Below are 23,980 nucleotides of genomic sequence, written 5' to 3'. Positions count from 1 at the left end.
GAAGGCGTTCAGTCCCCAGGAGTGCTCCAACTACCTCAGACATGCAGGGTATGGTTCAAAATAACCCTGACAGACTCTAGGACTCCGCCTCGCTCAAGCCACAGATAGGCCGCAGCCGTCCAGGAAAAGCCGAGGCCACCGCAGCCTTGGCCGGTGACCGGATCGAAATATTCGGCAAAACCTTCCGTTTCGATCGCTGCGACGGTGGATTGCCGCAGCTCTTCGGCGACATCCGCATGGCCATTGCGATTCAATCCATCGATCAGAAGCCAGTTGATGATCGCCCAGGCGGGGCCGCGCCAGTAACGCTTCGGCTCCCAGCTGGCGATGCCCGGCTTGGTGGTGGGAAAGGCGACCTTGAGGCCCTTGGACCAGGCTTTCATTTCCGAAACCAGCGCGTCGGCAACATGCTTGTCCAGATCCAGCGAGAGGAGAGGGATGAAACCGGCTTGCGTTGCGGCTTCGACATCTTCACCGGAGATCAGGTCTCGCGAGACGAAGCGGGCAAGGTCCGGCCGCCATTGGGCCGTCATCGCCTTGCGTGTGCGGTTGTTGAAGGCAGCGATCTCGATCGCGTCCCCGGTCCGGCCGAACAGGCGGGCAAGGTGCTCTAGGTCCTCGCCCGCCTTGAGCAGGATGGCGGTCGTCTGGATCTCGGCGACCTTGAAGGGCGCCTTTTCCCATTGTCTCGCCGGATCCCAGCCGCAGGCGGCATAGGTATCGACGAGATGGATGAAGCGACGGTAATCCTCGTCGCGCGGGCGCATGTCGGCATCGACATGGCCGGTATCCTTGCGCACGACGGGGGTATCGGTGGTGGTGGGTACACGAGCGAGCGCGATGTCCCAGGCGGGAGAATTGTCGCTGCCGCTTTCCCAGGGATGCAGCAGCGCGACGAGCCCGGTGCCATCGGGATCGCGGGCGGAATACCACCAGCGGTGCCATCTCAGCGCCGCCTCGTAGAGGGGCAGGGTGCGCGTCTCGGCATCGTTGCCCGCGGCTTCATGCAGCTTGCGCAGCGCGATCGCGAAGACCGGCGGCTGGGTTATGCCGGAGGTCGGGATCGTGTGCGTCGTGCGCCAGACGTTCGGTCCCGGGAAATAGGTTTCGCTTGGCGCGTGGAAGACGATATGCGGGATCATTCCGTCCGCCCACTGGCCCTCGACCAGCCGTTCCAGCTCGCGATAGGCGCGATCGATATCGTAGAGCGCGAAGCCCATGGCGACGAAGGCTGAATCCCAGTTCCACTGGAAGGGATAGAGCCGGTCTGTCGGCACCGTATAGCCGCCGCGATCGTTGGCGGCGAGGATGCGCTTCGCCTGGTCGATATGCATGTTCATCTCGGATGCTCCGGTATTCTTAGGCCAAGACGGCCGGAAAGGACTTGCCGCTTTCGGGCGAAAGCCAGGTGATGCGCTTCTGGTCGAGCTTCAGACCGATCGTGTCGCCGCTCTTTACGGTTTCCGAGGCCGGCAGGATGACGCGGACCGGCTGGTCGTGGATCGAGCCGGTCAGAAGCAGGTGCGAGCCCATCGGCTCGGCAACGCGTACCCTCATTTCGAGACCCTGCGGCAGCGGCGCGAGTTCGACGGCTTCGCCGCGCAGGCCAAGGATCACTTCATTGCCTGATCCCTGCGGCGCGGCGAGCTGCTCGGCGCCTGCCGCCACCTGGCTGTTCGTCACCGCCACCTTGATGAAATTCATCGGCGGGTTGCCGATGAAGCCGCCGACGAAACGTGTTGCCGGGTGATTGTAGATCTCGACCGGATGGCCGACCTGCTCGACCACGCCGCCATGCATGACGGCGATGCGGTCGGAAAGGCCCATGGCTTCGGTCTGGTCGTGGGTGACATAGATCGTCGTGGTGCCTGCCGATTGCAGCACGGTCTTGAGCTCCGTGCGCATTTCGAGACGGAGCAGCGCGTCGAGGTTCGAAAGCGGCTCGTCCATCAGCAGAACCTTCGGTTCGACGGCAAGGGCGCGAGCGACCGCAACGCGCTGGCGCTGGCCGCCGGAAAGCTTGTTCGGGTAGCGGTCGAGATATTGCTCGATATGCAACAGGCCGGCGGCCTTCTCGACCTGCGCCTTCACGCGTGCGTCGTCGGCCTTCTGCATCCGCAGCCCGAAGGCGACGTTTTCGTAGACCGTCATATGCGGAAAGACGGCGTAGTTCTGGAATACCATCGCAAGGCCGCGATCCTTGGGAGGCAAGCCGATCACCGACTTGTCGCCGATGCGGACATCTCCCGACGTTGCGGTCTCGAGGCCGGCGATGATGCGCAGCAGCGTGGTCTTGCCGCAGCCGGACGGACCGAGCAGCGAGACGAATTCGCCGTCGTTGATCGTCAGCGAGACCTCTTTCAGCGCCTGGAAGGCTCCGAAGCTCTTGCGGATGCGGTCGATGACAATATTGGCCATATCTCTGGTCCCGTTATTTGGAGGAAATGCCCCAGATCGCGAAGAGGTAACGTCTGACCGCGAAGATGAAGACAACCGAGGGAAGGATGAGCATCAGGCCCCCGGCAAAACGGTAATGCATGGGGCTTTCCGACAGCACGGTCAGCAGGTAGGCGGTCAGCGTTCGGTTGCGTACCGTCAGCACCGAGGCAGCAAAGACCTCGTTCCATGAGATGACGAAGGCAAAGACAGCGGTCGCGACGATGCCGGGAAGCGCCAAGGGTGCCACCACCTTGAAGAAGGCCTGGATGCGCGTGCAGCCGAATACCCAGGCGGCTTCCTCCAACTCCTTCGGCACGCCGAGGAAAATCCCTTGCGTGACGAGTGCCGCAAACGGCAGCGCCAGGACCGTATGGATAAGGCCGACGCCGAGGATCGTGTCGTAGAGGCCGAGCCGGATGAAGGAGACCGTCAGCGGCAGCGCCAGGATTGCCAGCGGGAAGGCGCGGGTCAGCAGCACCAGAAGGCGGTAGCTGTCCTTGCCGCGGAAATCATAGCGGGCGAGCGCATAACCGGCGGGCGCGCCGAGCAGGATCGAAAGCGCCACCGTAATGCCGGCTGCCCCCAGCGAATTGAGGAAGGACTGGACGACGCCTTCGGTCTTCAGGAAGAGAATGAAGGGCTCCAGCGATATGCCAGTGGGAAGACCGGTCTTCGGCCAGATATAGACGCCCTGGCGACCGCCAAGTGCGCCGAGTGCCACCAGATAGATCGGCACCAACACCCAGGCGCAAAGCGCTGCGATGCCGCTCCAGAGCAGCCAGCGGCGCGAGGAGATGAAGCCGGCCGCTTTGGGTGTGTCTGCGGCCGTGCTGATGGTGTCCGTGGTCATGGCAGGCGCTCCGGATCGACTTTCAAGGCCTTCAGATAGATGAGCGTGGCGGCAAGCGAGATGATCATGATCAGCACCGCATAGGCGGCAGCGACGCTGTAGTTCTGGTTCTGGTTCTGCCAGTTGTAGGCCTCGCCCACGAGAACAGGGAAATTGCGCCCGCCGAGCGCATAGACCACCGCGAAGACCTCGAAGGCGAGCACGGTGCGCAGGATCAGCGCCGATTGCAGAGCCGGGCGGATCAGCGGCAGGGTGATGCGCCAGAAGCGCGTCCACGGGCCAGCCCCGAAGATTTCGGCTGCTTCCTTGAATTCCTTCGGCACCTGGTTGAGACCGGCGACGATGATGACCATGACAATCGCCGTGCCGCGCCAGATTTCGGCAACCGCAATCGCGATGAAGAGCGCGACCGGCGTCTGGTAGGAAAGCCAGCTTGTCTGCCGACTGATGATGCCGAGGCCGAAGAGCAGCGAATTCAGATAGCCGGTATTCTGCAGGATCGACAGCCAGACGAGACCGGCGGCGAGATCGGAAATGCCGAGCGGGATCGTCCAGATCCACAGGATCGTCTCGCGTCCGCGGCCGACCTTGGCGACCATCGTGCCCATGGCAAGCGCAAGGGCGATCTGCACCGGCACGACCGCGATCGTCAGCAGGAAGGTGTTCTTCACCGAGCGGGTGAAATTGATATCGGTCACCATGCGCTCGGTATTCGCAAGCGACGGCACACCATTATCCGAGACCGCCAGCCAGATCGTCTGCACCAGCGGCACGACGAAGAGCAGCGCCAGAAAGGCGACGGATGGCAGGATCAGCAGATAGGGGATCCAAGGTCGGCTATTGGTCATCGGCTCCCGCCTTGACGAGCAGAGTTTGGGAAGAGCGCCCGGGCATTCCACCCGGACGCTTCATGGGGGGATTATTCGACCGGGCAGGGGCCGTCGCTCTTGGCATCGGGCGCCCAGCAGGCAGCCTTCGTGTCGGTCATCAGCTTGGCCATCGTGGCGCCCTGGGCCTTCAGCACGTCGGCGACGGGCTCGTTCTGGAGCACGATGCGCTGAAAACTGTCCATGTAGACCTTGTTGAACTCACCGCCCTTGTCGCCGAGGCCGACCGGGAGCAGCGAGATGACCGCGTCCTTGGAAGCCTGGGTGGCGGTGACCGCACCGGCGAGTAGGGCGACGCCCGCATCGAGATCCGGCGGCAGCTTGACGTTCAGCGTCGGGAAGAAGCCGACCTTGGAGGCGGTCAGGAGCTGCGTGTCCGGCATGGAAAGGTGCTCGATGATTTTTGCTGCGCCGGCCTTGTCAGGCGCGCCCTTCGGAATGGCGAGACCGGCAACGACTGGCATGTAGCCACGACCCTTGGGACCGGCGGGGGCGGGGAAGACGACATAATCGTCAGGTGCGGCGGAAATGGCATTCTTGAGCCGGGCGATATGATCCCAGGCGACCATGACTTCGCCGGCAGCCAGCGGCTCCTGCATGAAGTCGTAGCTGGTGGAGTTCGGTGTCACATAGGCCCACAACGCCTTCAGCTTCTCCCAGCCGGCGGCAGCATCCGCACTCTGGAAGGTGCGCACGACACCCCCCGTGAAGGACGGATAGAAATAACCCTGGAAATAACGCGCCATCAGCCCTTTCGGACCGGCCGGGAAACCGATCTGCGGCTGGCCGGTGGCCTCCTGCATATTCTTGCCCCATTCGATCAACTGATCGTAGTTCAGCGCGTTTACGTCGGCGCCATCAGGCAGGTATTGCAGCGCTTCCTTCTTGGCGGCCATCACATAGGTCGCCTGCATCCAGGGAATATACTGCTGGGTCGGTTTACCGAGCTTGCCGAGGTCGAGCAGCGACTGCGGCATGCCGCTCGCGGCCAGCTTCTTGGCGAGATCCTCGAGCGGCTCGAGCGTGTCCTTGTCGGCAAGCGGCGAGAGCTCACCATGCAGCGCACCGACGAGGCTGACAGTGCGCTTGCCGGCCTGACGTTCGGCCTCCATGCGCACCGCAAACTGCGGCGGCTCCTCGACCACGTAATCAACCGAGCCGACGTCCTTCAGGAGTTCCTCGCGGACGACGGTCGCCTCCTCGATCGGGCGAAGCTGGGTGGACACGAAAACCGTCTGGGCAAGCACCGGCGAGGCGAATGCCATCACCGCCGAAGCCAGAATTCCAAGTGATAGGGTATGTTTCATCTTCTCCTCCTTCATTGTTCTTTGTTTGAGATGCACTTCTGTCTATGCCGCTCTAAGCGGACGGCGGTGGCTGTCGCGATCGACGAATTCGATGGCGTGAAGCTCCTGGAGTTCTTCGGCGGGTTCGCCGGCAATGGCGCGCAGCAGCAGCGAGGCGAAGCTCGCACCGAGGTTTTCGCCGGTCATGCGCATGGTCGAGAGCGGCGGGCTGGTGAAGGCGCCCATCGGCAGATCGTCATGGCCGACAATGCTGATCTGATTGCCGCCATCGACCTCGCGCAGCGCTCTCAGTGCCCCGATCGCCATTTCGTCGGTGGCGCAGACGAGTGCGGTCGGACGCGACGGTTGGCGCAGAAGTTCGAGTGCTGCGAGATAACCGCCCTGTTCCAATGGCGCGCCTTCGGCATAGAGGTCGGTTGCAAGGCCGCATTCCTCCATCGCCGCCCGCCAGCCACGGCAGCGATCATGTGCGAAGTAATATTCCTGCGGGCCAGCGATATGGCCGATGCGGCGGTGGCCGGCGGCATGGAAGCGCAGTGTTGCGGCGCGAAAGCCGGCAAAGCCGTCGCCATCGATATAGGGATGGGGCATCAGGCTTTCGGTGCGGCCGTTGGTGACGAAGGGAATACCGCGCGACTGCAGGAATTCGACGCGCTCGTCCTTCCGCTTGGTGCGGACGAGAAGCATGGCGTCGACGCGGCGGCCATCGACGAAACGGCGGCAGATGTCGAGTTCGCTCTCGCCGCGCGGTACCGGCGCAATCACCAGATTGAGGCCGGCAGCAGCAAGATGTTCGGCACAGCCGGACAACATATCGAGGAAATGCGGAGGGCCGATATGGCCGGGATCGCTCGGCAGCGTGACGGCGACCAGTTCGGCGCGCTGCCTGCGGAGGCGGCGGGCCGAAGCATTCGGCCGGTAGCCGACCTTGTCGGCGGCCTCCCGAACCCGCTCGCGCGTGGAAGCCGACACATCGGCATAACCATCGAGCGCACGCGACACCGTGGTGATCGACAATCCCAGCGATTGCGCAAGCTGTTTGAGATTGGCCAAGCTCTTCCTCCCGAAGTGACAAAAAGATTCTCCAAAACGTTTTGGGAGTCAAGCCAAAACGTTTTGGATTTCACTCTGATGTCGCGCGGATGATCTCTCAAGACGAAGCAGAGACGTCACAGAGATATGCTAAGGGCGGGGTTCTCAGCGCAACCTAGGCGGGACCACTATTTTATGTATCTGGATACGCTCAGGAAGTTCGCAAAGTAGTTCTGCGTCCCGCTCAAGATGATGAACCTGATGTGGATCGCCTTTCGTAAACGCGGTCATCGATTCCACGTCGGCCCAGTACGAAATTGTCGTGAACCACGTCTCATCCTCACGGTCTTCGCGCAACAGTTGAACGTCGAGTGCTGTCTTTAGCAGTGGAGGAATTCCCTCCGCGCGGTTGTAGGCTTCATACTCATCAGCGAGTTCCGGCTTCGTGCGGCCACGCCAGATACGAGCTATGGTAGGAACTTTCGTCATGTTCTGCTCCAGTGACATCTGAATTGAGCAAGCCGACGGCGAGGAAATCCCGCACGACCGGCAGGGCATCTGGAAAATGTGTCGTCCCAAGCCCAATGAAAAGTGCCCCCGATGCGGCGGGGATAACCGAAGGCTTGCTTTGGACGGAGACGTGGCGTCGGATTAACTCTCGCTCAATCGCCAAGCTTGAGGGTTGCCGTAAATTGCGTCCCTTCCAGGCGATTATATCTCGCCTCGCCATGCAGTTGATTTACGAAGGCTTTGATCAGCCGCGTGCCCATCCCGGCGCTGTCCGATCGGCCATCGAATCCAATCCCGTCGTCAGCGACGGTAAGTTGGGATTCCTCTCCTTCGGTCACGTGCAGCATGACGCGAATATTTCCCGATGCCCGGCCGTCGAACGCGTATTTCATGCTGTTGGCAATCAACTCGTTGAGCAGGAGGGCAAACGGCGTTGCCTTGTCGGCTGCAATCACGATGTCGTCGATTTCAAAGTCGACGGAAACGGCGCGACCATGGACGTCGACCAGCGTCTTAACGAATGATGGAATGAATTCTCGAGCAGAGATTCCGCTAAACTGGTCGAAGCCGTACATCTGCTCGTGAACTGCGGACATCGCAGAGATCCGCTCATTTAATTTTTGAACAGCCTCCGGTTCAAAACCCTGCAAGCGCAGCAGGGCCATCACCGTCTGCAGGTTGTTCTTCACTCGATGATGTATCTCGCGCATGAGCGTTTCATTCGATCGCAACGCATCCGCAAGCTGCCTTGTGTGCAATGTGTCCACCTTGATGAGGTTCTGAATCCACAATGCAGCGGCTAAAGCGCCGACAAGGGCGAAAGCGACCAGCAAAGCCGCGATTTTGGCATCCTCCCAAAAGGGCTGCATGATCACATGGATATCTGCCGAAGCAATGGCCACAAAAGGCGTGCGTTCGAGGATTCGGTAGGCGACCAGGCGATCTTCATTGTCGACTGGCGACACGGAGCGATATGTGCCTGATGTCGCCTTCCTCATATAGTCGGTAAACAGCTTGTGGTTTCGCATATCGACTGGTCCGGCAGGTTCCGGGTATCGGGCGATAAGTTGCCCGTCGCGTCTTATGAAGCTGACAATCGAGTTCTCGCCTATCGCGACCGCGTCCCATATTGGCCTGAGGATGGTCGCGTCGAAGGCAATCACGGCGACGCCGGCGAACACGCCATTTCGTTCGAGCCTGCGGCTGAAGACGAATATCTGCCGCTGGGTAAGGCGGCTGACGATCAGCGGGGATGTATATTCGTCAGCACCGTTTCTCAGCCGAACGAAGTAGTCGCGGTCCGTAACGTTGATCGGCCGGATATTGCGATCATTTGAATAGAGCGTTTCTCCATCAGCCCCGATGACATAGGCAGTCGCCTGAGGAGGAAGGTCATAGACGGCAGCGTCGAGATCGCGCACGCGGGCCGGGCCGGGCAAAGATGTGCTCGGCCCCAGAGCATCATCAATTCGGTGCAGGGTCTCCCGAGCAAGGGAATTCAACCAATTCGCGTTTGCTGCAACGATTTTGGAAGCGGCGCTGACACGCTCATCGCCCCGGCGAACCGCTGTCTCGTAACTGGATATGAGCCAGAGCGACAAGAGGGTGGTCAATGACAGAAACATCAGCGCGATGATCGCGAGCGATGCTTTTCCTACGGAGCCAACGTATTTATCGCCACCGATCATCTTTTAGGCCAATTTCCATTGTGCGGCGACGGCCAGATGGGGACATTGCAACGCATTCCGAACCATATCCGATAAGCTGATTTCTGACTCTCGAAAATTATGCAGTGCTCGCTGACTCGGCGCCCTCAAGGGCACGACTGAGGATTGTATTTCATAATCGTCTTTAGAGAATGACCGTGACATCGGTCAATCTCCTCCGTTCGAGAAGGAGGTCGGAATGGTGGCGAAAACCTTTCGTACGTGACGCTCGCCACGACAGGTCCTGAACTGATCATTCGGCGTCTATTCGATCAAAATCTAATCAACGGCGTAACCTGATCTGAAAGTCGGTTTGGTAGGCAGGGTCTCCTTCCGGGAAGTGACGTCATGATCCTTGAGTTGCAGAATGCCATTCTGGAAATGATTGCCAAAGGGGAACCGCTGGCAACAACGATCGAGCAACTTTGCCTTAGGGTTGAGGCCGCCGTTCCTGGGATCATCGCTTCGGTGCTGACGTTCGACGGAAACCGTCTTCACACGCTTGCTGGCCCCTCCCTTCCGCCTGACTATTCAGCGGCTGTCGACAATCTTGAAGCCGGTCCTCTTGCGGGCTCCTGTGGCGCTGCTGCCCATTTCGGAGAAGCGGTCGTTGTCACCGATATCGAGACCGATCTTCGTTGGCAGGACTTCAAGTCCCTGGTCCTTCCGCTGGGGTTGCGGGCTTGCTGGTCCAGTCCGATCAAGAGCGGCGAGCGGGTGATCGGCACCTTTGCCTTCTACTATCGAGACCACCGCGGTCCGAAGGCCGTCGAACGGGACCTCGTCGAGGCTTGTGTCCATCTCTGCACAATCGCCATCGATCGCGAAGAACGGGTGATGGAACGTCAGCGGCTGACATACAGCGACGCTATGACGGGACTGTCGAATCGCGCTCGTTTCAACCAGTTTCTCGCCGAAGAGCTGCCTCGATCGCGGCGCGCCTGGGGCATCTTGCTTGTTGACATCGACAACTTGAAACTCGTGAACGACACGTTCGGGCACGCAGCCGGCGACGCATTGATTCAAGTGGTTGCAGAGCGGATCGCCGCAACAGCAGGCGCCAAAAACACGTTTAGGCTTGGTGGAGATGAGTTTGCTGTCATTGTATCGGACGACAAAGACCTTGATCTGAGTGCGAGAGCCTCCGATATCCTCAAAGCACTGTCCTCTCCTTCAACGTGCGACGGTCATGTCGTCTTTCCCGCCGCGACGATTGGCGGCGCATTGGCAGAGACGGAAACAAACTCTGACCAGATCCGCCAGAACGCCGATGTGGCGCTCTATCATGCGAAAGAACACAATCGCGGCCGGTACGTGCAACACTATCCCGGCCTGGGCACCGCCCTGACCAGACGCTTCAGGGCGGTTCGGGACGTGGGCGTCGCCCTGGAAGACGATCGGATCGACGCACATTACCAACCGATCCTGCGCCTCGATACGCGGGAAATCGTCGGTTTCGAAGCCTTATGTCGAATGACCACGCCTTCCGGCGAAATCATAGCCGCAGCGCATTTCCATGAGGCGACGAAAGACGCGCATATCGCTGCTGAGCTGACCCAACGGATGTTGCTGAGGGTTGCGAGAGACATCCGCAGCTGGCTCGCCCGAGGCCTTCCTCTCCAGCATGTCGGCATCAACCTGTCTGCCGCAGATTTTCGTGGCGGTAATCTGCTAGACAGGCTGTGCCGAATTTTCGGGGAAGCAGAGGTTCCTCTCAAGCACATCATCCTCGAAGTTACGGAATCGGTTTATCTCGGACAACGGGACTATGTTGTAGCGGACGAGATAAAGGCTCTTCGGTCCAAGGGTTTGCGGGTTGCCCTCGACGACTTCGGCACGGGCTACGCGTCTTTGACCCATCTGCTGACGGTGCCGGTCGACATCATCAAGATCGACAAGTCCTTCATCGACCGCATGGTGCCGGGCGACGCTGGGACCGTCATCGTTGAGGGCCTGATCGGAATAGCTGACAAGCTGGGAATCCGGGTCGTCGCAGAAGGGATTGAAACAGAACCCCAAGCTGTTCAATTGAGCCAGCTCGGCTGCAAGCTCGGACAGGGCTATCTGTTTTCGAAAGCAGTCGATCGAACGATTGCCGCGGCCATTTTAGAGCAGCATGGACAACGGCTCAACCAAGACAAGACCCGTGCCGGAGCCCTATAGTTTGAGCGAGGTTTTCGCGCTCGGGCCAGCCCCGGATACCTGAGACAACGCTTGAGTACCAAGATTATTTTGAACGGATCAGAGATGCGAAAACGGATACATGTCAGCCAATTGCGGGTAGGAATGTATGTCGAGGACGTCGAAATCGAGGGGGAAGACAGGACACGCCGGTTCAAGCCGTTCCTGATCTCGGCCGCCGGTCAGGTCGAGAGTTTGATGGCAAACCGCCTGATGACGGTCGTTATCGACGTCGGAAAAGGCGCGGATGTCGATCCGGGCGGGGCACAAGACATCGACCGGGCTGCGTTTGACGCCCAGCTTCGTGCGGTGTTTTCGGCAAAGGATATCAAGCAGGCGAGGGAATGCGTCGAGGATACGAGACCGCAGATCCGTCAAATGCTTGCCCACGCCAGGATCAAAGCCTCTTTTGCCAGTGATGCGGCAAGCGCAGCTGTGGAGCGGATCATGTCGGCAGCCTTCGACAACGCCGGCGCGCTGATCGCAGTCGCAAAGCTGAAGGAAAAAGATGAACTGACGTTCCTCCACTCGCTGGCGGTTAGCGCGTTGATGATCACCCTAGGGCGCAGCCTCGGTCATGGAGAAGAGGATGTGCGGGCATTGGGACTGGGTGGACTGGTTCATGATCTTGGAAAAATGGCGCTCCCGGACGAAATTTTGACAAAACCCGGTAAGCTGACGGCCGAGGAAATGGATCTTGTCCGCGGGCATCCTCAGCGGGGATATGAGCTGGTTTCTCGGGTCGCGCATGTCCCGAAGCCGGTGCTCGACATTTGTCGCTACCACCACGAAAAATTCGATGGCTCGGGCTATCCTGGTCGGCTCGCCGGAAAGAAGATCCCTTACGTCGCCCGGCTTGCGGCGATTTGTGACGTTTACGAAGCGCTGACCACGATCAGGCCGTATAAGCGCGCCTTCTCACAAGCAGAGGCGATCAACATGATGATGAATTCGCCGGGCCATTTCGATAGCCAGCTTCTTTCCGCATTCGTGTCAAAAATGGTAATCAGCGGCACGCTCCACTAGAGCCGTACGGCGGTCGCGCTGGGGGAACATGGTCAGAAGTGATATTTTGCTGGCAGGGGCGATCTTGCTTTCCGCGATCATCGTTGGTGGCGCGATCCTCATCCGTCCCTCCGATTTTGATCGATGCCTCGCGGTGATTTCCGCCGAGACCTATCGTCGGGACCAAACGGCGACACTGGATCCGCGTGAGGTCGAAGCGCAAGCCGCACGCATCTGCTCAGGTAGTGAGCCGAAATAGGTGAGCACCCAGAGCCATCACGACCTCGTCTGTTAGGACGCTGGAGTGTTCTTGGAGTTCACAGCTTCCCGGAAATGACGGGGGGTCGTACCCGTTCGCTCCTTGAAAATCTCGTAGAAGCGACTGCTGGAACCAAACCCGCAGTCAAAGCCGATCTGGAGGACCGGATCGTCCGTGTCCGTCAGCAGTTGCATCGCCCGCGCAATCCGATGTCGAGTCAGGTATTCGTTGACTGATATTCCCAAAACCTTTCGGAAAGCGCTGTTGGCGGTGCTTGGATGCATGCCCGCGAGTTTTGCGAGGTCGGCTACGCTTACCGGATCTGCGTAGCGGGAATTGATGAGGTCGATCAGCAGCTCGACGTGTCGCACCGCCTGGCCGGCCAACGATGTCGGAGAGACATGGGTTGGCGAATTGTCGCTTTCAGCATTGTCCAGGATCAGACGTCGTATTCGCAGTCGTGCTTCTTCCACGACCAATTTTCGTCTTGCCGCACTGCCGCACTGCCATTCCTTTTCCCATCGTGGGAGGGTCAATGCATCCATCGTTTCCTGATTTGCCTGCGCCAGAAATCTCCCCTGCATGATCGACTGCCTTGCTTTCCTGTCCACCGGCAGACCCAGGAAATCGACAAGAGGAAGATAGAGGCACACCAGCGGCGCGTTTTCGCTAACAGCGATCGTCTGATGCGGAATTGCGGCCCAGAATAAAACCAGGCGGCCGGCCTCCACCTGTTCCTGCCTTCCATTAAAAAGGTAGGTCATCTGGCCGGCCATGAGCAGGTTTATTTCAACGTGGTCGTGCCAATGCGGTGCGGCCATCGCATCAGCGATGTGGCGCTCGATCAGGAACTCGCCTCGGGATCCAATCCATTCGCCACGGCTTTGGGGATGTTTCATGTGTCTCAGACTCGAATTCCGGAATTAATAGGCCGATGCCAGGAAGAAATTCTGATCTAGAAGGAGCAGTAAGCAATCACAACCGATAGGGAGATTGCAATGCCGAAGATTTGCCTGGTAGGCGCTGGTAGCACCGTTTTTGCACAGAACATTCTGGGAGACGTCCTGTCTTCGCAGAGAGGCGGCGACTACGTCATCAGCCTCTTCGATATCGATCCAGAGCGACTGAAGACGTCAGAGATCGTCGCTCGCCGGATCTGCGAGTCGCTTAAGCTTTCAAACGTCAGGATCGACGCCACGCTTGAGCGACGGGAAGCGCTGCGCGGTTCCGATTTCGTGATCCTCATGATGCAGGTCGGTGGCTACAAACCGGCTACCGTCACGGACTTCGACATTCCAAAAAAATACGGCTTGCGTCAGACGATCGCCGACACCCTTGGCATCGGCGGCATTTTCCGCGGTTTGCGGACGATACCAGTCCTTGAGGCGATCTGCCGAGACATGCAGGAGGTTTGCCCGCAGGCTCTTCTGATGCAGTACGTCAACCCGATGGCCATCAACTGCTGGGCGATCAAGGATCTGGCCCCGGAAATCCGCACCGTCGGCTTGTGTCACAGTGTGCAGCACACAGCCGCGCATCTCGCGCAATGCCTCGGCGAGGACATTGCCGACGTGAACTATGTTTCGGCTGGGATCAACCACGTCGCCTTCTTCCTGAAATATGAGAAAGTTCATAGCGACGGGCGGCGGGAAGACCTTTATCCGAGACTGAACGCGCTCGCCGCCGATGGCCGCGTTCCATCGGACGATCGCGTGCGGTTCGATGTGCTCAAACGGCTCGGCCACTTCGTCACCGAATCCAGCGAGCATTTCTCCGAGTATACCTCCTGGTACATCAAGGAGGGACGAGGGGATCTGATCGATCAGCTCAATATTCCGTTGGACGAATACATCCGGCGCTGCGAAGTGCAGATCAAAGAGTGGCATGCCCTGCGCAAGGAACTGGAAGGCGACAAGCCGATCGAGGTGTGCCGCAGCAACGAATACGCGGCCGGCATCATTCATGCCGCGGTCACCGGCAACCCGGCGCTGATATACGGCAATGTCCCAAACAACGGCCTGATCGAGAATCTGCCCGATGAATGCATCGTGGAAGTACCTTGCCATGTCGACAGAAACGGAATTCAGCCGGTCCGGATTGGTCGGATCCCCTCGCAGCTTTCCGCCGTCATGAACTTGAGCGTCTCCGTTCAGCAGTTGACGGTCGAGGCGGCTCTCACAAGAAACCGCGAGCGCATCTACCAGGCCGCTCTGCTCGATCCGCACACATCTGCGGAATTGTCTCCAGACCAAATCTGGAACCTTGTCGACGACCTGATCGACGCGCACGGCGATTTGTTGCCGAGATATCAGTGAGATCCCACGGATAAACCAGCCACAAGCACCGGTGCGGATGGCAGTTCATTCGTTTTAGACGCGCCGTGAATTCACGGCGCGTCTTTTTCATTTCCAGATTTCATCCAATAAATCAAAAAACGTCAGAAAATTGATTGACACTGATCATTTGAAATGAAAATGTGACCGAACTTGAGATCGATCGTGAGGGAGGTTTTCGTTGAGCCAGGCAGTCGGAGTGAAGGTCGATCGGCTGGACGCCATTCGCAGCCACCTCTACGCGAACGGCTTTTCGACCATCCAGGCCCTTGCCGATGCGATCGGAGCATCGCTTGCCACGGTTCGTAGAGACCTGCAGATCCTCGAGCAGGAGGGGGCCATTGATCGCGTGCATGGTGGAGCGCGCATTGCCGAAGGATCATCGGTTGAGGTTGCATTTCAGGAGCGGGAAAAGCGCCATCTATCGGCCAAACGGGCGATTGCCACCGCAGCCTACGATCTGCTTCATCCGCGTACGGCAATCTTTCTCGACGCGGGAACGACCGTCCTGCAGCTTGCGCGCCTCGTTCGCATCAACCCCATGCCGCTCAGGATATTCACCAATGGCCTGACGGTAGCGCAGGAATTCCTGAATATTCCGAATTTGGAAGTTGTGCTTCTCGGCGGTCAGCTGCGTAGCGAGAATGCGTCGCTCGTCGGACCTCAGGCGGAGGCAATGCTAGAAACACTATGGTTCGACCAGCTCTTTCTTGGCGCCAGCGCCATTAGTTCCGACGGTGCGATTTATAGCGTGGACAGTGCGGAAGCGAGCCTCAACCGGCGCATGCTGGCTCGGTCGGCCAATCGCTTCGTCCTGGCCGATTCCTCGAAATTCGGAACCACGGCGACCTACAAGGTCGCGCCGCTGGATACCGCGAAAGTCATTACCGATTCCGGGCTTTCGCGGCATTGGCGCGAGGAGCTTGTCAACTTCGGTGTTGACGCAACGATCGCCGATCTGAGGGTAAAAGAGTGAGCGACGCGCTGATCCTCGGCATCGACGGTGGTGGAAGCAAGGTGCTGGTTGCCCTCGCGGACAAGCGCGGCCGGATATTGCGGCGTTCGCTAGGCCATGGCGTCAATCCCATGGACAATCCGAATTGGCTCCAGGAGCTGGAGCAGCATCTCCTTCCCTTTCGCGATGAAGGAAATCTAGCCGCCGTCGCCGCAGCGCTGCCAGCCTACGGGGAGGTCGAACGCCTGTCGGCTCTACAGCGCGATGCGATCGAGCGCCTGTTCCCAAACGTCCACCGGCGCGTCCTCAACGACGTCGACGCGGCGCACCTCGGTGCTTTTGCGGGCGAGCCGGGTATCCTCATTCTTTCCGGCACGGGTTCAATGGCATGGGCGCGTAATTCCAAAGGCCAGTCGGCGCGCACCGGCGGCTGGGGGGATCTCATCGGTGATGAGGGTAGCAGCCATTGGATCGGGCAGAGGGCGCTCAACCTCGTCAGCCAAAGCCTGGACGGGCGTGCTCCGGCAACGGCTCTCGCAAAGGCCCTGTTTGACCACCTTGGCATTGACCCGCGCAATCCCATGAATGGGCTCGGTGATTGGGCCAGTTCCCTGGCGAATGAACGGGCGGACATTGCAGCGATTTCGGCCCTCGTCGATAAGGTCGCACTTGGCGGCGATAAAGGGGCCGTCGGGTTGATCGAGCAGGCGGCCGATGAACTCGCGAAGCATCATGCGGCAATTGCCGGCCACTGTAATCCGGATGCCAACTGGACCTATGCCGGCGGTACTTTTTCGAGCCAGCTACTTCTGGAGGCGCTTGAACGCCGTATTGGCAGGCCTGCGGCTTTGCCGAGACTTCCCCCGATTGGCGGCGCGCTCCTGGCTGCCGCCCAACTTCTCGACTGGCCATCAGACGACGGCTGGTTCGGGCAAATCGTGGCCACGGCCGAAGGCGGTGACTGCGCATCCCAGTGAATTGAGCTCAAGAATAATGAAGGATGGGAACATGCATAAATTGATCTTGCCTCTACTTGCATCAGCAGCCCTGGCAATCGCCGTACCTGCTCTTGGCCAGGACGCCAAGCCGCTTGCCGGCCAGTCGATCACGGTGCTCATGCCATCGCCGCAGGGACCGAACATCGCCTCTGACTTCGAGGCCGAAACCGGCATTCACGTCGACCTGCAGACCCTGTCGTGGGACGACATCCGCCCGAAGCTGGTGACAGCCTTGGTTGCCGGGACAGCGCCAGCGGATGTGACCGAATTCGATTGGTCCTGGACCGGTCAGTTCAGCGCAGCCGGTTGGTATATGCCGCTCAACGACGTGATCGACGCCGACACCGTGAAAGATATCGGCGTTGCCAAGATCTTCACGGTTGATGGAAAATTATTGGGAATTCCCTACACCAACGACTTCCGGGTGATGCTCGTCAACAAGAAGCATTTCGCGGATGCAGGCATCACCGAGATGCCGAAAACATTGGACGCCCTGGTCGCTGCAGCCAAGAAAATCAAGGAAAAGGGCATTGTCGAGTATCCGATCGGCCTGCCGGTTTCAGCAACCGAAGGCGCGTCAACGAGCTGGTACTTGCTGACCAAGGCCTTCGGTGGCGAACTCTTCGACAAGGACTTCAATCCGCTGTTCACCTCACCGGATTCGGCTGGTTACAAGGCGCTTGCTTTCGAATTGATGCTCCTCAAGGAAGGGCTGGTCGATCCGGCATCTACCGGCCTGAAGGACAGCCAGATCAATGAGAGCATGTTCGCGCAGGGCATCACCAGCATCATGATCTCCGGTGAGCCTGGTCGTCTTGGCCAGATGAACGACCCCAAGCAGTCGAAAGTCGCCGGCCAGGTAGAAGCGATCCTCGTGCCGACGGCAAGCGGTGAAACGCGCAGTTTCGGCCTTCCGGAAGCGTTGGCTATTCCAAACGTCTCTCCCAACAAGGAGGCGGCGATCGCCTTCGTCAAATGGTTTACCAGCAAGGACTTCCAGAAGAAGAATGCCGTGAACGGCTTCCTGCCGACACGCACGTCGGCGCTTTCCGAACTCAACGAGTCCGGAAAGCTGAACAGCGGCGACGCTCTGGTGGCGCAGTCGAAGACGGTTGAGCCGCTGTTCCCGCAAGGCACGCCGCCTTGGTACCCGCAATTTTCCAGCGGTGTAAACACGGCGATCAATAGCGCTGCCAAGGGACAGATGAGTGTCGACCAGGCGATGGAGGCTATCGCTTCCGCCGCCAAGCAGGCAATGGCGCAATGACAGCTTTGGCGTCCGAAGGGGCCACGAGCAAACGTGGGGTCGGCTTCAACGCCGACGCCACACTCGGCTTGCTGTTGGTGTCGCCCATCATTATCACGATGGCAGCTTTGGTTTTCTACCCGATGGGAAGAACCGTCTGGGACAGCCTGCACAGGGTCAACCCCATGCAGGCCGGCACGCCATTCGTCGGTCTTGAGAACTACAGCCGAATGCTGTCGGATGGCCAGCTCGCGACGACCTGGAGCAACACGCTCATGTACGTTGTTCTGGCTGTTGCCGCCGAAACCGTGTTCGGCGTTCTTGCCGCCGCTCTCATCAATCAGATCAAGGTCGGGCGGCAGTGGGTTCTCGCAGCGGTGATCTTGCCCTGGGCGCTGCCCGGCGTTGTGAATTCGGTCATTTGGCTTTGGATTTATCAACCGGGCGCGGGTCTGTTGAACGGTATTCTTTCCGCACTCGGGCTCCCGTTCGAAAATCATGTCTGGTTCAACGATCGCACCAGCGCCATCGTCGCCGTAACGGTCGTCCATGTCTGGCGCATGATGCCTTTGACTATCGTCATCGTCCTTGCCGCGATGCAGAGCATCCCTGCGCACCTCTATGAGGCTGCGCGGATCGATGGGGCCACGCGCATTCAGATGTTCGGATGGGTAACCCTTCCGCTGGTTCGCAGTGCGATCGCTGTCGCCATGACGAACGCAACCGTGAACGCTTTCAATCTCTTCGACGAGGCCTGGGTTCTGGCGGGTGCCAGCCTCGAGACCCGACCGGTGCTCGTCCAGATCTACCTCGAAACCTTCCAGAATCTCCGCTTCTCGTATGGCATGGCGCTATCGGTCGTGATCACTCTCGTGTCTCTGCTGATTTCGCTCGTCTACGTCCTTCGTGTCTATCGCAACACACGGTTCGACTGATGAGATCTACTATTGCCTATCGAATGATGATTTGGACCGGTGTCGTCGTCCTGTTGATCTGGTCTCTAGGGCCGATCTACTGGACCATCGCGAGTTCGGTTACGCCCAGCGAAGACTTTTCGACCCGACCGATCAACTTCTTTCCGCAGCACTTTACGCTCGATCACTACTCCCGGCTGCTCGGCATCAATATTGCGCGGATTGGGGGTGTGGAGGTGTTCAAACAGTTCCGTGCCGCGTTGCTCAATAGCGTGGTGACATCCATCGCTGCCACGCTGCTTTGCGTCGCTATATCCTCTCTTGGAGCGTACGCGTTCACCAGGCTTCAGTTTCCTGGCCGGAAAGTGCTTTTTATCGCTGTCGTCGCGACTTTGGCCATTCCCGCCTACGCTGTCTTGATCCCGCTCTATCAGATCATGATCAAGCTGCATCTCGTCGATACCTATGTGGGTGTTTCGCTGATCTATGTATCGGCCTTCCTGCCCCTGTCGCTCTGGCTGTTGCGCAGCGTGTTTGAAGCTCTTCCGATCGCACTGGAAGAGGCGGCGCAACTCGACGGAGCAGGCCGGCTCTACATCTTCTTCAACATCGTCCTGCCGCTGGCCGGACCGGGTCTGACGGCAGCGGCAATCCTTACGTTTCTGGGTGCCTGGGGGCAGTATCTCGTACCGCTCATCTTTTCGCCGCAGGCAACGAAACCCCTAACGGTTCTGATTCCGGAATTCGTAACGAAGAACTTCATCGACTACGGCCTCATCACCGCGAGCGGATCGATCGCCATCGTCATCCCCGCCCTCGTCGTCATTTTCCTCAACCGTTACCTCGTCAGCGGCCTGTTGGCTGGTTCAGTCAAATAATCGGAGACTTCATGAACACGACCGAAAAGGTTATTTTCGAGCAATTTCCTTACTGGGAGAAGGCCATTGAATTGAATTCAGCCGACGACCGCGCGGAGCTGCTCGTCTTCGTCGGCTGCGGCACATCCTTCAATCTTGCGCTCTCGCTGGCAGCCTATGCCAATATGGCCGGACGCAAGGCAATCGCGGTCCCCGGCGCCGAATGGCAAAACCGGCCATCGGCCTTCTGGCCGGAGTGGCGCAACACGCACGTCGTTGCGCTTTCCCGCAGCGGCGAGACGACGGAAACAGTCGCCGCAGCAAAGGCAAGTCGGGCCGCCGGCGCCTTCGTGACGGCGATAACCGTCGAACCGGAAAGCTCTCTGGCGAGAAATTGCGATCGGATGGTCTCGGCCGAAACGCATCCGGACGAAGGGATCGTCATGACGGTATCGGCGAGCCTCATGGTCCTTCTCGGTTTGCAGATGATCGGGCAGAAGGTTCCGGCCTCTGTCGTGAATTCCGCCCGCCAGCTCGCGAGCGCTCTCGATGCGGCACTTCCTGGAATTATTGCCGACCGGTCGCACTTCGTCTTTCTCGGTGGGGGGCCCCTCTTCGGCGTCGCCCTGGAAGGAGCGCTCAAGCTCATGGAAATGAGCCAGATCATGACTCAGGCCTTCCATCCGCTGGAATACCGTCATGGGCCGATCAGCCTCGTTGACGGGAAGACGGTTGCGGTCATGCTGTACAGCTCCGACCAGAGGGAGGCGGAGACGAAACTGGTGGGAGAACTGAGAGAAAAAGGCGCGGTCGTCATCGGTGTGGGTGGTCCAGGCGATCTGGAACTCGCCGTTGATGTCGATCTGTCGCTTGCGGGTCTCGTTGTCCTTCCGGCGCTGCAGGTCCTCGGCGAACGCGCCGCGCAGGCTCGGCAAATCGACACGGTCTCCCCTCGTCACCTGACGAAGGTTGTAACGCTCGCATGACGAGGATCGACGAGAACCGCCAGGTCGCGCTGCGTAAGCTTTTCGGTGCCCGAAACCTGCCCTTTCCCCATGGCGTCACTTCGGTCTGCTCGGCGCATCCGCTGATCATCGAGGCAGCGCTTCGACGTGCCGGCATGGAGCAACGGGCGGTCCTCATCGAAGCCACCTGCAATCAGGTCAATCAGGAGGGCGGCTATACCGCGATGACGCCGGCGGACTTTCGCCGGTTCATCGAGGATATCGCCGCAGCGACTGATTTTCCGGCCGAACGCGTTATCCTCGGAGGCGATCACCTCGGTCCCAACCCATGGAGAAAATTGGCGGCCGAGGAGGCAATGCTGCGCGCCGCGGCTATGGTGACGGCCTATGTCGAGGCAGGGTTCGAAAAGATCCACCTGGACACGTCGATGGGCTGTGCGGGTGAACCAACGGCGCTCGATGACGAATTGACCGCGGCGCGCGCCGCCCGATTGGCAAAGACCGCTGAGGAGGCCGCTCTTCGTGCAGGCCGCCGTCCGCCGGTCTATATCATCGGAACCGAGGTGCCGCCTCCGGGTGGTGCGACGCACGCACTCGAAGAAATCGAAATTACCCGGGCCGATGCGGCGATGAAAACCCTGGCGGTTCACCGGGCGTCGTTTGCCGAAGCAGGTTTGACGTCGGCGATGGAGCGGGTCATTGGGATCGTGGTTCAGCCGGGCGTGGAATTTGGCAACACGGACGTGGCGCTCTACAAGCCCGAACGGGCCAAGAGCCTCATTCGTTCGCTGGACGACATGCCGGGCTTGGTTTTCGAAGCACATTCCACCGACTACCAACCGGCCGAAGCCTTGTCTGCTCTCGTTGACGGCGGATTTGCAATCCTCAAGGTCGGACCGGGCCTGACTTTCGCGCTGCGCGAAGCACTCTACGGTCTCGATGCGATCGCTGACGTGCTTGCAGGGAGGGCGCCGCGAACCGGACTGGTGACGACCATGGAAAAAATCATGGTCGAGCAACCGGCAAGCTGGGCGGGCCACTATGGCGGCAGTCCCGATGAGGAGCGACTGCAACGGCATTTCAGCTATAGTGATCGAATTCGCTATTACTGGCCGGATCCTCGCGCATCCGCCGCGGTCAGTGAATTGTTCAGCCGGCTCCCCGATGAAATTCCCGAAACTCTGATCAGCCAATATCTCGGCCGACTCTATTCTGACGTGGTGTCAAAGCGGGTCGCTCCGAAGGCCCGCGAGCTCTGCCTTGCTGCGATCGACTCGGTATTGACGCCTTATTCAGCCGCCACGGCAAGCCGATGAGCAATAAACAGCCGTGTCAGACGAGCGGCTGCGTCCCGAAGAAACCAATATTCAGCCGGAGAAAGTTATGGCGTCAGTAAGTGTGGCGAATGCCCGCAAGAGCTACGGTCACTTCGAGGTTCTGCATGGGGTGGATATCGATATCCAAGACGGCGAATTCGTAATCCTGGTTGGTCCGTCCGGGTGCGGGAAGTCGACACTGTTGCGGATGATCGCCGGCCTTGAAGAGATTTCAGCTGGCCGGATATCGATCGGCAGCAAGGTCGTGAACAATGTCGCGCCAAAAGAACGCGATATCGCGATGGTTTTCCAGTCCTACGCGCTCTACCCGCATCTGACAGTCGAGGCGAATATGGGTTTTTCGCTGAAGCTGGCGAAAGCACCCAAGGAGCAGACCCGGCAGCGTGTTCGAGCGGCCGCTGAAATTCTGGGGCTCGAGCATCTGCTCGACAGATATCCGAAAAATCTGTCGGGTGGCCAACGCCAACGTGTGGCGATGGGCCGTGCCATCGTTAGAAATCCGCAGGTCTTCCTGTTTGACGAACCCTTGTCGAACCTGGACGCGAAGCTGCGGGTGCAGATGCGTTCGGAAATCAAGCAACTGCATCAGCGACTGAAGACAACGACCATCTACGTCACCCACGACCAGATCGAGGCGATGACGATGGCCGATCGAATTGTTGTGATGCGGGACGGCTTCGTCGAGCAGATAGGCTCGCCGCTCGATCTCTACGACCGGCCGGCAAACCTTTTCGTGGCGGGCTTCATCGGTTCGCCGGCGATGAACCTTATTCGAGGCCAGGTCAGCACGTCGGGGCCGCCGGAGTTGATCGTGGACGGCGGAGGCAGGTTGCCGCTGCCGGAAGCAGCGTCATTGGAACGCGGCGCGCAGCTTATCTACGGCATTCGCCCCGAACATCTCACAATCGGACACGGTCCTGTTGCCGCTGAGGTCGTTCTCGTTGAGCCTACCGGTGCGGAGATCCAGATAACCACGAAGTTTGGCGCCGATCACCTCGTTGCGACCGTAAGAGAGCGCCTTGATCTGCGCGCCGGCGATCAGATCGCCATTCTCCCAGACCTTAGCAAACTACATCTGTTCGACGCAAAAACCGAGAAGCGGTTGAGGTCCGTCTAACGTGATGATTTTCCGGACCGGCGGAACGTAACATGCCGACGGTTCGCTGCAGTTCAGCGTCCAAGGCTGCCAGCGGCGGCGATGATCTCCGCTGCGGTCGGGAAGATCGAGAGGCTGTTGGGACCGTCGAGCGCCTCGATTTGTGCCCAGCCGATGGTGCCGTTCGCATTGACCAGGAAGTGACCGACGAGCTGGGTAGCGTGGTTCGCGAAGATCACATTATCGGCTTCGTCAAGCTCAAACCGGTCCTTGGCGTTGAGTACGACGTTGGCTTCCATCGGGTGCAGCGGTTCCGGCAGCTCGCCCGTGGGGTTGATGCGTGCCGCCTGGAATTGCGCCATCGTTGCACCATAGGGCCATTCGGGCTGCTCGCAGCTCCCTTCCGGCAGGAACTCGCCATGCGGCACACCGTAGGCCCGGTGCGTGCGGCAATCCGGGTCACACAGAAGCGTTATCGGCGTCGGCCGGTGGCGGAAATAAAGGCGGGCACGTTCCACCGGCGTGTTGATAACGGCAACAGTTTCCACGCCGGCGGCGCGCAGGGTCGGCTGTACGCCGGCAAGCTGCTCTAACTGGCGCCGGCAGAACGGGCAGTGCAGCCCGCGAAAAAACCCGATCACGAAGGGGCGACCGCTCAAGTCGGCGAAAGAGATCGTTCCTTCGAAGTTGGCCGTGGCCAGTGCGAAGGCGGGGGCGGTTTCTCCTGGTTGCAGCGGGCGCTTCTGGTCTCCCATGGAATAATTCCTTTGTCGCATCGTCCAGCTGGACGACCGAAATTTAACTATATCACTTGTCGCAAGAAGGCCCAGCGTTCGACGCAGAGATCGCCGAATGTGGTTCGACAAGCGATTTGCCGCTTCGACCGGCGTCGAAGTTGACCCTTTCCTTGAAACCGCCTGACGTCGTCGAGAGCTTGCCGGTATCGATCGCCGTTCCTATCTTATTTAGAACAGACTAATGGAGCAACGAGATGGCGGAGCTTGTGGCTGACACTCTATTCGACACGACGATCGAGATCATTCCTCCGGAAGACTTGAAGGAACAACCCGACAGCGCTGCTTGTCTTTGCTGCAAGCGCCGGC

The 23,980-nt window shown here is 59.4% G+C and carries 22 protein-coding genes; 12 read left to right on the top strand and 10 right to left on the bottom strand.

All coding sequences use genetic code 11. The features are described from left to right. Positions 1 to 35: 35 nt before the first annotated feature. The 8 genes from A6U98_RS14350 to A6U98_RS14315 all read right to left on the bottom strand — a co-directional run bounded on the left by A6U98_RS14350 (position 36) and on the right by A6U98_RS14315 (position 8,713). Positions 36 to 1,340, bottom strand: coding sequence for a trehalase family glycosidase (locus tag A6U98_RS14350; protein ID WP_064650790.1), 1,305 nt, complete (start codon positions 1,338 to 1,340; stop codon positions 36 to 38). 19 nt (positions 1,341 to 1,359) lie between these two features. Continuing rightward, entirely contained in the window at positions 1,360 to 2,418 is a 1,059-nt protein-coding gene (locus tag A6U98_RS14345; RefSeq protein WP_064650788.1) for an ABC transporter ATP-binding protein, read from the bottom strand. Between the two features lie 13 nt (positions 2,419 to 2,431). After that, entirely contained in the window at positions 2,432 to 3,289 is an 858-nt protein-coding gene (locus tag A6U98_RS14340) for a carbohydrate ABC transporter permease (protein WP_064650786.1), read from the bottom strand. Next, positions 3,286 to 4,137: a sugar ABC transporter permease gene (locus A6U98_RS14335; protein ID WP_064650785.1), complete on the bottom strand. Its 852-nt coding sequence runs from the start codon at positions 4,135 to 4,137 to the stop codon at positions 3,286 to 3,288. The genes A6U98_RS14340 and A6U98_RS14335 overlap by 4 nt, the downstream gene beginning before the upstream one ends. A 71-nt stretch (positions 4,138 to 4,208) precedes the next feature. Further along, entirely contained in the window at positions 4,209 to 5,483 is a 1,275-nt protein-coding gene (locus tag A6U98_RS14330; RefSeq protein WP_064650783.1) for an ABC transporter substrate-binding protein, read from the bottom strand. Between the two features lie 42 nt (positions 5,484 to 5,525). Further along, the gene (locus A6U98_RS14325; protein WP_064650781.1) at positions 5,526 to 6,536 is read right to left on the bottom strand and encodes a substrate-binding domain-containing protein; all 1,011 of its coding nucleotides are present in this window, start codon (positions 6,534 to 6,536) and stop codon (positions 5,526 to 5,528) included. 144 nt (positions 6,537 to 6,680) lie between these two features. Further along, positions 6,681 to 7,004 (bottom strand): hypothetical protein, encoded by a 324-nt coding sequence (locus A6U98_RS14320; RefSeq protein ID WP_064650779.1) that lies wholly within the window; start codon positions 7,002 to 7,004, stop codon positions 6,681 to 6,683. Positions 7,005 to 7,177: 173 nt separating this feature from the next. Further along, positions 7,178 to 8,713 (bottom strand): histidine kinase dimerization/phosphoacceptor domain -containing protein, encoded by a 1,536-nt coding sequence (locus A6U98_RS14315; protein WP_064650776.1) that lies wholly within the window; start codon positions 8,711 to 8,713, stop codon positions 7,178 to 7,180. 366 nt (positions 8,714 to 9,079) lie between these two features. Between A6U98_RS14315 and A6U98_RS14310 the strand changes: the two genes are divergently transcribed. The 3 genes from A6U98_RS14310 (at position 9,080) to A6U98_RS37435 (ending at position 12,176) form a co-directional block, all read left to right on the top strand. Then, positions 9,080 to 10,894: an EAL domain-containing protein gene (locus A6U98_RS14310; RefSeq protein WP_064650775.1), complete on the top strand. Its 1,815-nt coding sequence runs from the start codon at positions 9,080 to 9,082 to the stop codon at positions 10,892 to 10,894. Between the two features lie 84 nt (positions 10,895 to 10,978). Further along, the gene (locus A6U98_RS14305; protein ID WP_184501630.1) at positions 10,979 to 11,938 is read left to right on the top strand and encodes an HD-GYP domain-containing protein; all 960 of its coding nucleotides are present in this window, start codon (positions 10,979 to 10,981) and stop codon (positions 11,936 to 11,938) included. Positions 11,939 to 11,966: 28 nt separating this feature from the next. Beyond that, a complete protein-coding gene (locus A6U98_RS37435; RefSeq protein ID WP_064650771.1) occupies positions 11,967 to 12,176 on the top strand; it encodes a hypothetical protein in 210 nt (69 codons plus the stop codon). Positions 12,177 to 12,208: 32 nt separating this feature from the next. Here A6U98_RS37435 and A6U98_RS14295 read toward each other — a convergent pair whose 3' ends face one another. Then, positions 12,209 to 13,075, bottom strand: a complete 867-nt coding sequence (locus tag A6U98_RS14295) for a helix-turn-helix domain-containing protein (RefSeq protein WP_064650769.1) — start codon at positions 13,073 to 13,075, stop codon at positions 12,209 to 12,211. 99 nt (positions 13,076 to 13,174) lie between these two features. Between A6U98_RS14295 and A6U98_RS14290 the strand changes: the two genes are divergently transcribed. The 9 genes from A6U98_RS14290 to ugpC all read left to right on the top strand — a co-directional run bounded on the left by A6U98_RS14290 (position 13,175) and on the right by ugpC (position 22,898). Continuing rightward, positions 13,175 to 14,491, top strand: a complete 1,317-nt coding sequence (locus tag A6U98_RS14290) for an alpha-glucosidase/alpha-galactosidase (protein ID WP_064650767.1) — start codon at positions 13,175 to 13,177, stop codon at positions 14,489 to 14,491. 199 nt (positions 14,492 to 14,690) lie between these two features. After that, entirely contained in the window at positions 14,691 to 15,485 is a 795-nt protein-coding gene (locus tag A6U98_RS14285; RefSeq protein ID WP_064650765.1) for a DeoR/GlpR family DNA-binding transcription regulator, read from the top strand. After that, positions 15,482 to 16,441 carry a BadF/BadG/BcrA/BcrD ATPase family protein gene (locus A6U98_RS14280; RefSeq protein WP_064650763.1) on the top strand — a complete coding sequence of 320 codons (960 nt, stop codon included), beginning with the start codon at positions 15,482 to 15,484 and terminating at the stop codon, positions 16,439 to 16,441. The genes A6U98_RS14285 and A6U98_RS14280 overlap by 4 nt, the downstream gene beginning before the upstream one ends. Before the next feature lie 31 nt (positions 16,442 to 16,472). Next, positions 16,473 to 17,729 carry a sugar ABC transporter substrate-binding protein gene (locus tag A6U98_RS14275; protein WP_064650761.1) on the top strand — a complete coding sequence of 419 codons (1,257 nt, stop codon included), beginning with the start codon at positions 16,473 to 16,475 and terminating at the stop codon, positions 17,727 to 17,729. After that, complete coding sequence (locus tag A6U98_RS14270; RefSeq protein ID WP_064650759.1) at positions 17,726 to 18,643, top strand: sugar ABC transporter permease; 918 nt, start codon at positions 17,726 to 17,728, stop codon at positions 18,641 to 18,643. The genes A6U98_RS14275 and A6U98_RS14270 overlap by 4 nt, the downstream gene beginning before the upstream one ends. Positions 18,644 to 18,666: 23 nt before the next feature. Further along, positions 18,667 to 19,500: a carbohydrate ABC transporter permease gene (locus A6U98_RS14265; protein WP_171816972.1), complete on the top strand. Its 834-nt coding sequence runs from the start codon at positions 18,667 to 18,669 to the stop codon at positions 19,498 to 19,500. Between the two features lie 11 nt (positions 19,501 to 19,511). After that, positions 19,512 to 20,465: an SIS domain-containing protein gene (locus A6U98_RS14260; RefSeq protein WP_064650757.1), complete on the top strand. Its 954-nt coding sequence runs from the start codon at positions 19,512 to 19,514 to the stop codon at positions 20,463 to 20,465. After that, positions 20,462 to 21,760 (top strand): D-tagatose-bisphosphate aldolase, class II, non-catalytic subunit, encoded by a 1,299-nt coding sequence (locus A6U98_RS14255; protein WP_064650755.1) that lies wholly within the window; start codon positions 20,462 to 20,464, stop codon positions 21,758 to 21,760. Before A6U98_RS14260 ends, A6U98_RS14255 begins: the two co-directional genes overlap by 4 nt. Positions 21,761 to 21,827: 67 nt before the next feature. Further along, positions 21,828 to 22,898, top strand: a complete 1,071-nt coding sequence (ugpC, locus tag A6U98_RS14250) for a sn-glycerol-3-phosphate ABC transporter ATP-binding protein UgpC (protein WP_064650752.1) — start codon at positions 21,828 to 21,830, stop codon at positions 22,896 to 22,898. A 53-nt stretch (positions 22,899 to 22,951) separates the two neighbouring features. Here ugpC and A6U98_RS14245 read toward each other — a convergent pair whose 3' ends face one another. After that, positions 22,952 to 23,632, bottom strand: coding sequence for a redoxin domain-containing protein (locus A6U98_RS14245; RefSeq protein ID WP_064650751.1), 681 nt, complete (start codon positions 23,630 to 23,632; stop codon positions 22,952 to 22,954). Between the last annotated feature and the right edge of the window lie 348 nt (positions 23,633 to 23,980).

The organism is Rhizobium sp. WYCCWR10014, from assembly GCF_001657485.1.
Lineage (GTDB): Bacteria > Pseudomonadota > Alphaproteobacteria > Rhizobiales > Rhizobiaceae > Rhizobium.
This window is presented reverse-complemented; position numbering and strand designations above follow the sequence as displayed.

Coding starts and splice junctions, on each gene's coding strand:
- A6U98_RS14345 (WP_064650788.1), bottom strand. CDS start 2,418: ATGGCCAATATTGTCATCGACCGCATCCGCAAGAGCTTCGGAGCCTTC.
- A6U98_RS14350 (WP_064650790.1), bottom strand. CDS start 1,340: ATGAACATGCATATCGACCAGGCGAAGCGCATCCTCGCCGCCAACGAT.
- A6U98_RS14335 (WP_064650785.1), bottom strand. CDS start 4,137: ATGACCAATAGCCGACCTTGGATCCCCTATCTGCTGATCCTGCCATCC.
- A6U98_RS14265 (WP_171816972.1), top strand. CDS start 18,667: ATGATGATTTGGACCGGTGTCGTCGTCCTGTTGATCTGGTCTCTAGGG.
- A6U98_RS14275 (WP_064650761.1), top strand. CDS start 16,473: ATGCATAAATTGATCTTGCCTCTACTTGCATCAGCAGCCCTGGCAATC.
- A6U98_RS14340 (WP_064650786.1), bottom strand. CDS start 3,289: ATGACCACGGACACCATCAGCACGGCCGCAGACACACCCAAAGCGGCC.
- ugpC (WP_064650752.1), top strand. CDS start 21,828: ATGGCGTCAGTAAGTGTGGCGAATGCCCGCAAGAGCTACGGTCACTTC.
- A6U98_RS14245 (WP_064650751.1), bottom strand. CDS start 23,632: ATGGGAGACCAGAAGCGCCCGCTGCAACCAGGAGAAACCGCCCCCGCC.
- A6U98_RS14320 (WP_064650779.1), bottom strand. CDS start 7,004: ATGACGAAAGTTCCTACCATAGCTCGTATCTGGCGTGGCCGCACGAAG.
- A6U98_RS37435 (WP_064650771.1), top strand. CDS start 11,967: ATGGTCAGAAGTGATATTTTGCTGGCAGGGGCGATCTTGCTTTCCGCG.
- A6U98_RS14255 (WP_064650755.1), top strand. CDS start 20,462: ATGACGAGGATCGACGAGAACCGCCAGGTCGCGCTGCGTAAGCTTTTC.
- A6U98_RS14270 (WP_064650759.1), top strand. CDS start 17,726: ATGACAGCTTTGGCGTCCGAAGGGGCCACGAGCAAACGTGGGGTCGGC.
- A6U98_RS14260 (WP_064650757.1), top strand. CDS start 19,512: ATGAACACGACCGAAAAGGTTATTTTCGAGCAATTTCCTTACTGGGAG.
- A6U98_RS14305 (WP_184501630.1), top strand. CDS start 10,979: ATGCGAAAACGGATACATGTCAGCCAATTGCGGGTAGGAATGTATGTC.
- A6U98_RS14290 (WP_064650767.1), top strand. CDS start 13,175: ATGCCGAAGATTTGCCTGGTAGGCGCTGGTAGCACCGTTTTTGCACAG.
- A6U98_RS14295 (WP_064650769.1), bottom strand. CDS start 13,075: ATGAAACATCCCCAAAGCCGTGGCGAATGGATTGGATCCCGAGGCGAG.
- A6U98_RS14330 (WP_064650783.1), bottom strand. CDS start 5,483: ATGAAACATACCCTATCACTTGGAATTCTGGCTTCGGCGGTGATGGCA.
- A6U98_RS14310 (WP_064650775.1), top strand. CDS start 9,080: ATGATCCTTGAGTTGCAGAATGCCATTCTGGAAATGATTGCCAAAGGG.
- A6U98_RS14315 (WP_064650776.1), bottom strand. CDS start 8,713: ATGATCGGTGGCGATAAATACGTTGGCTCCGTAGGAAAAGCATCGCTC.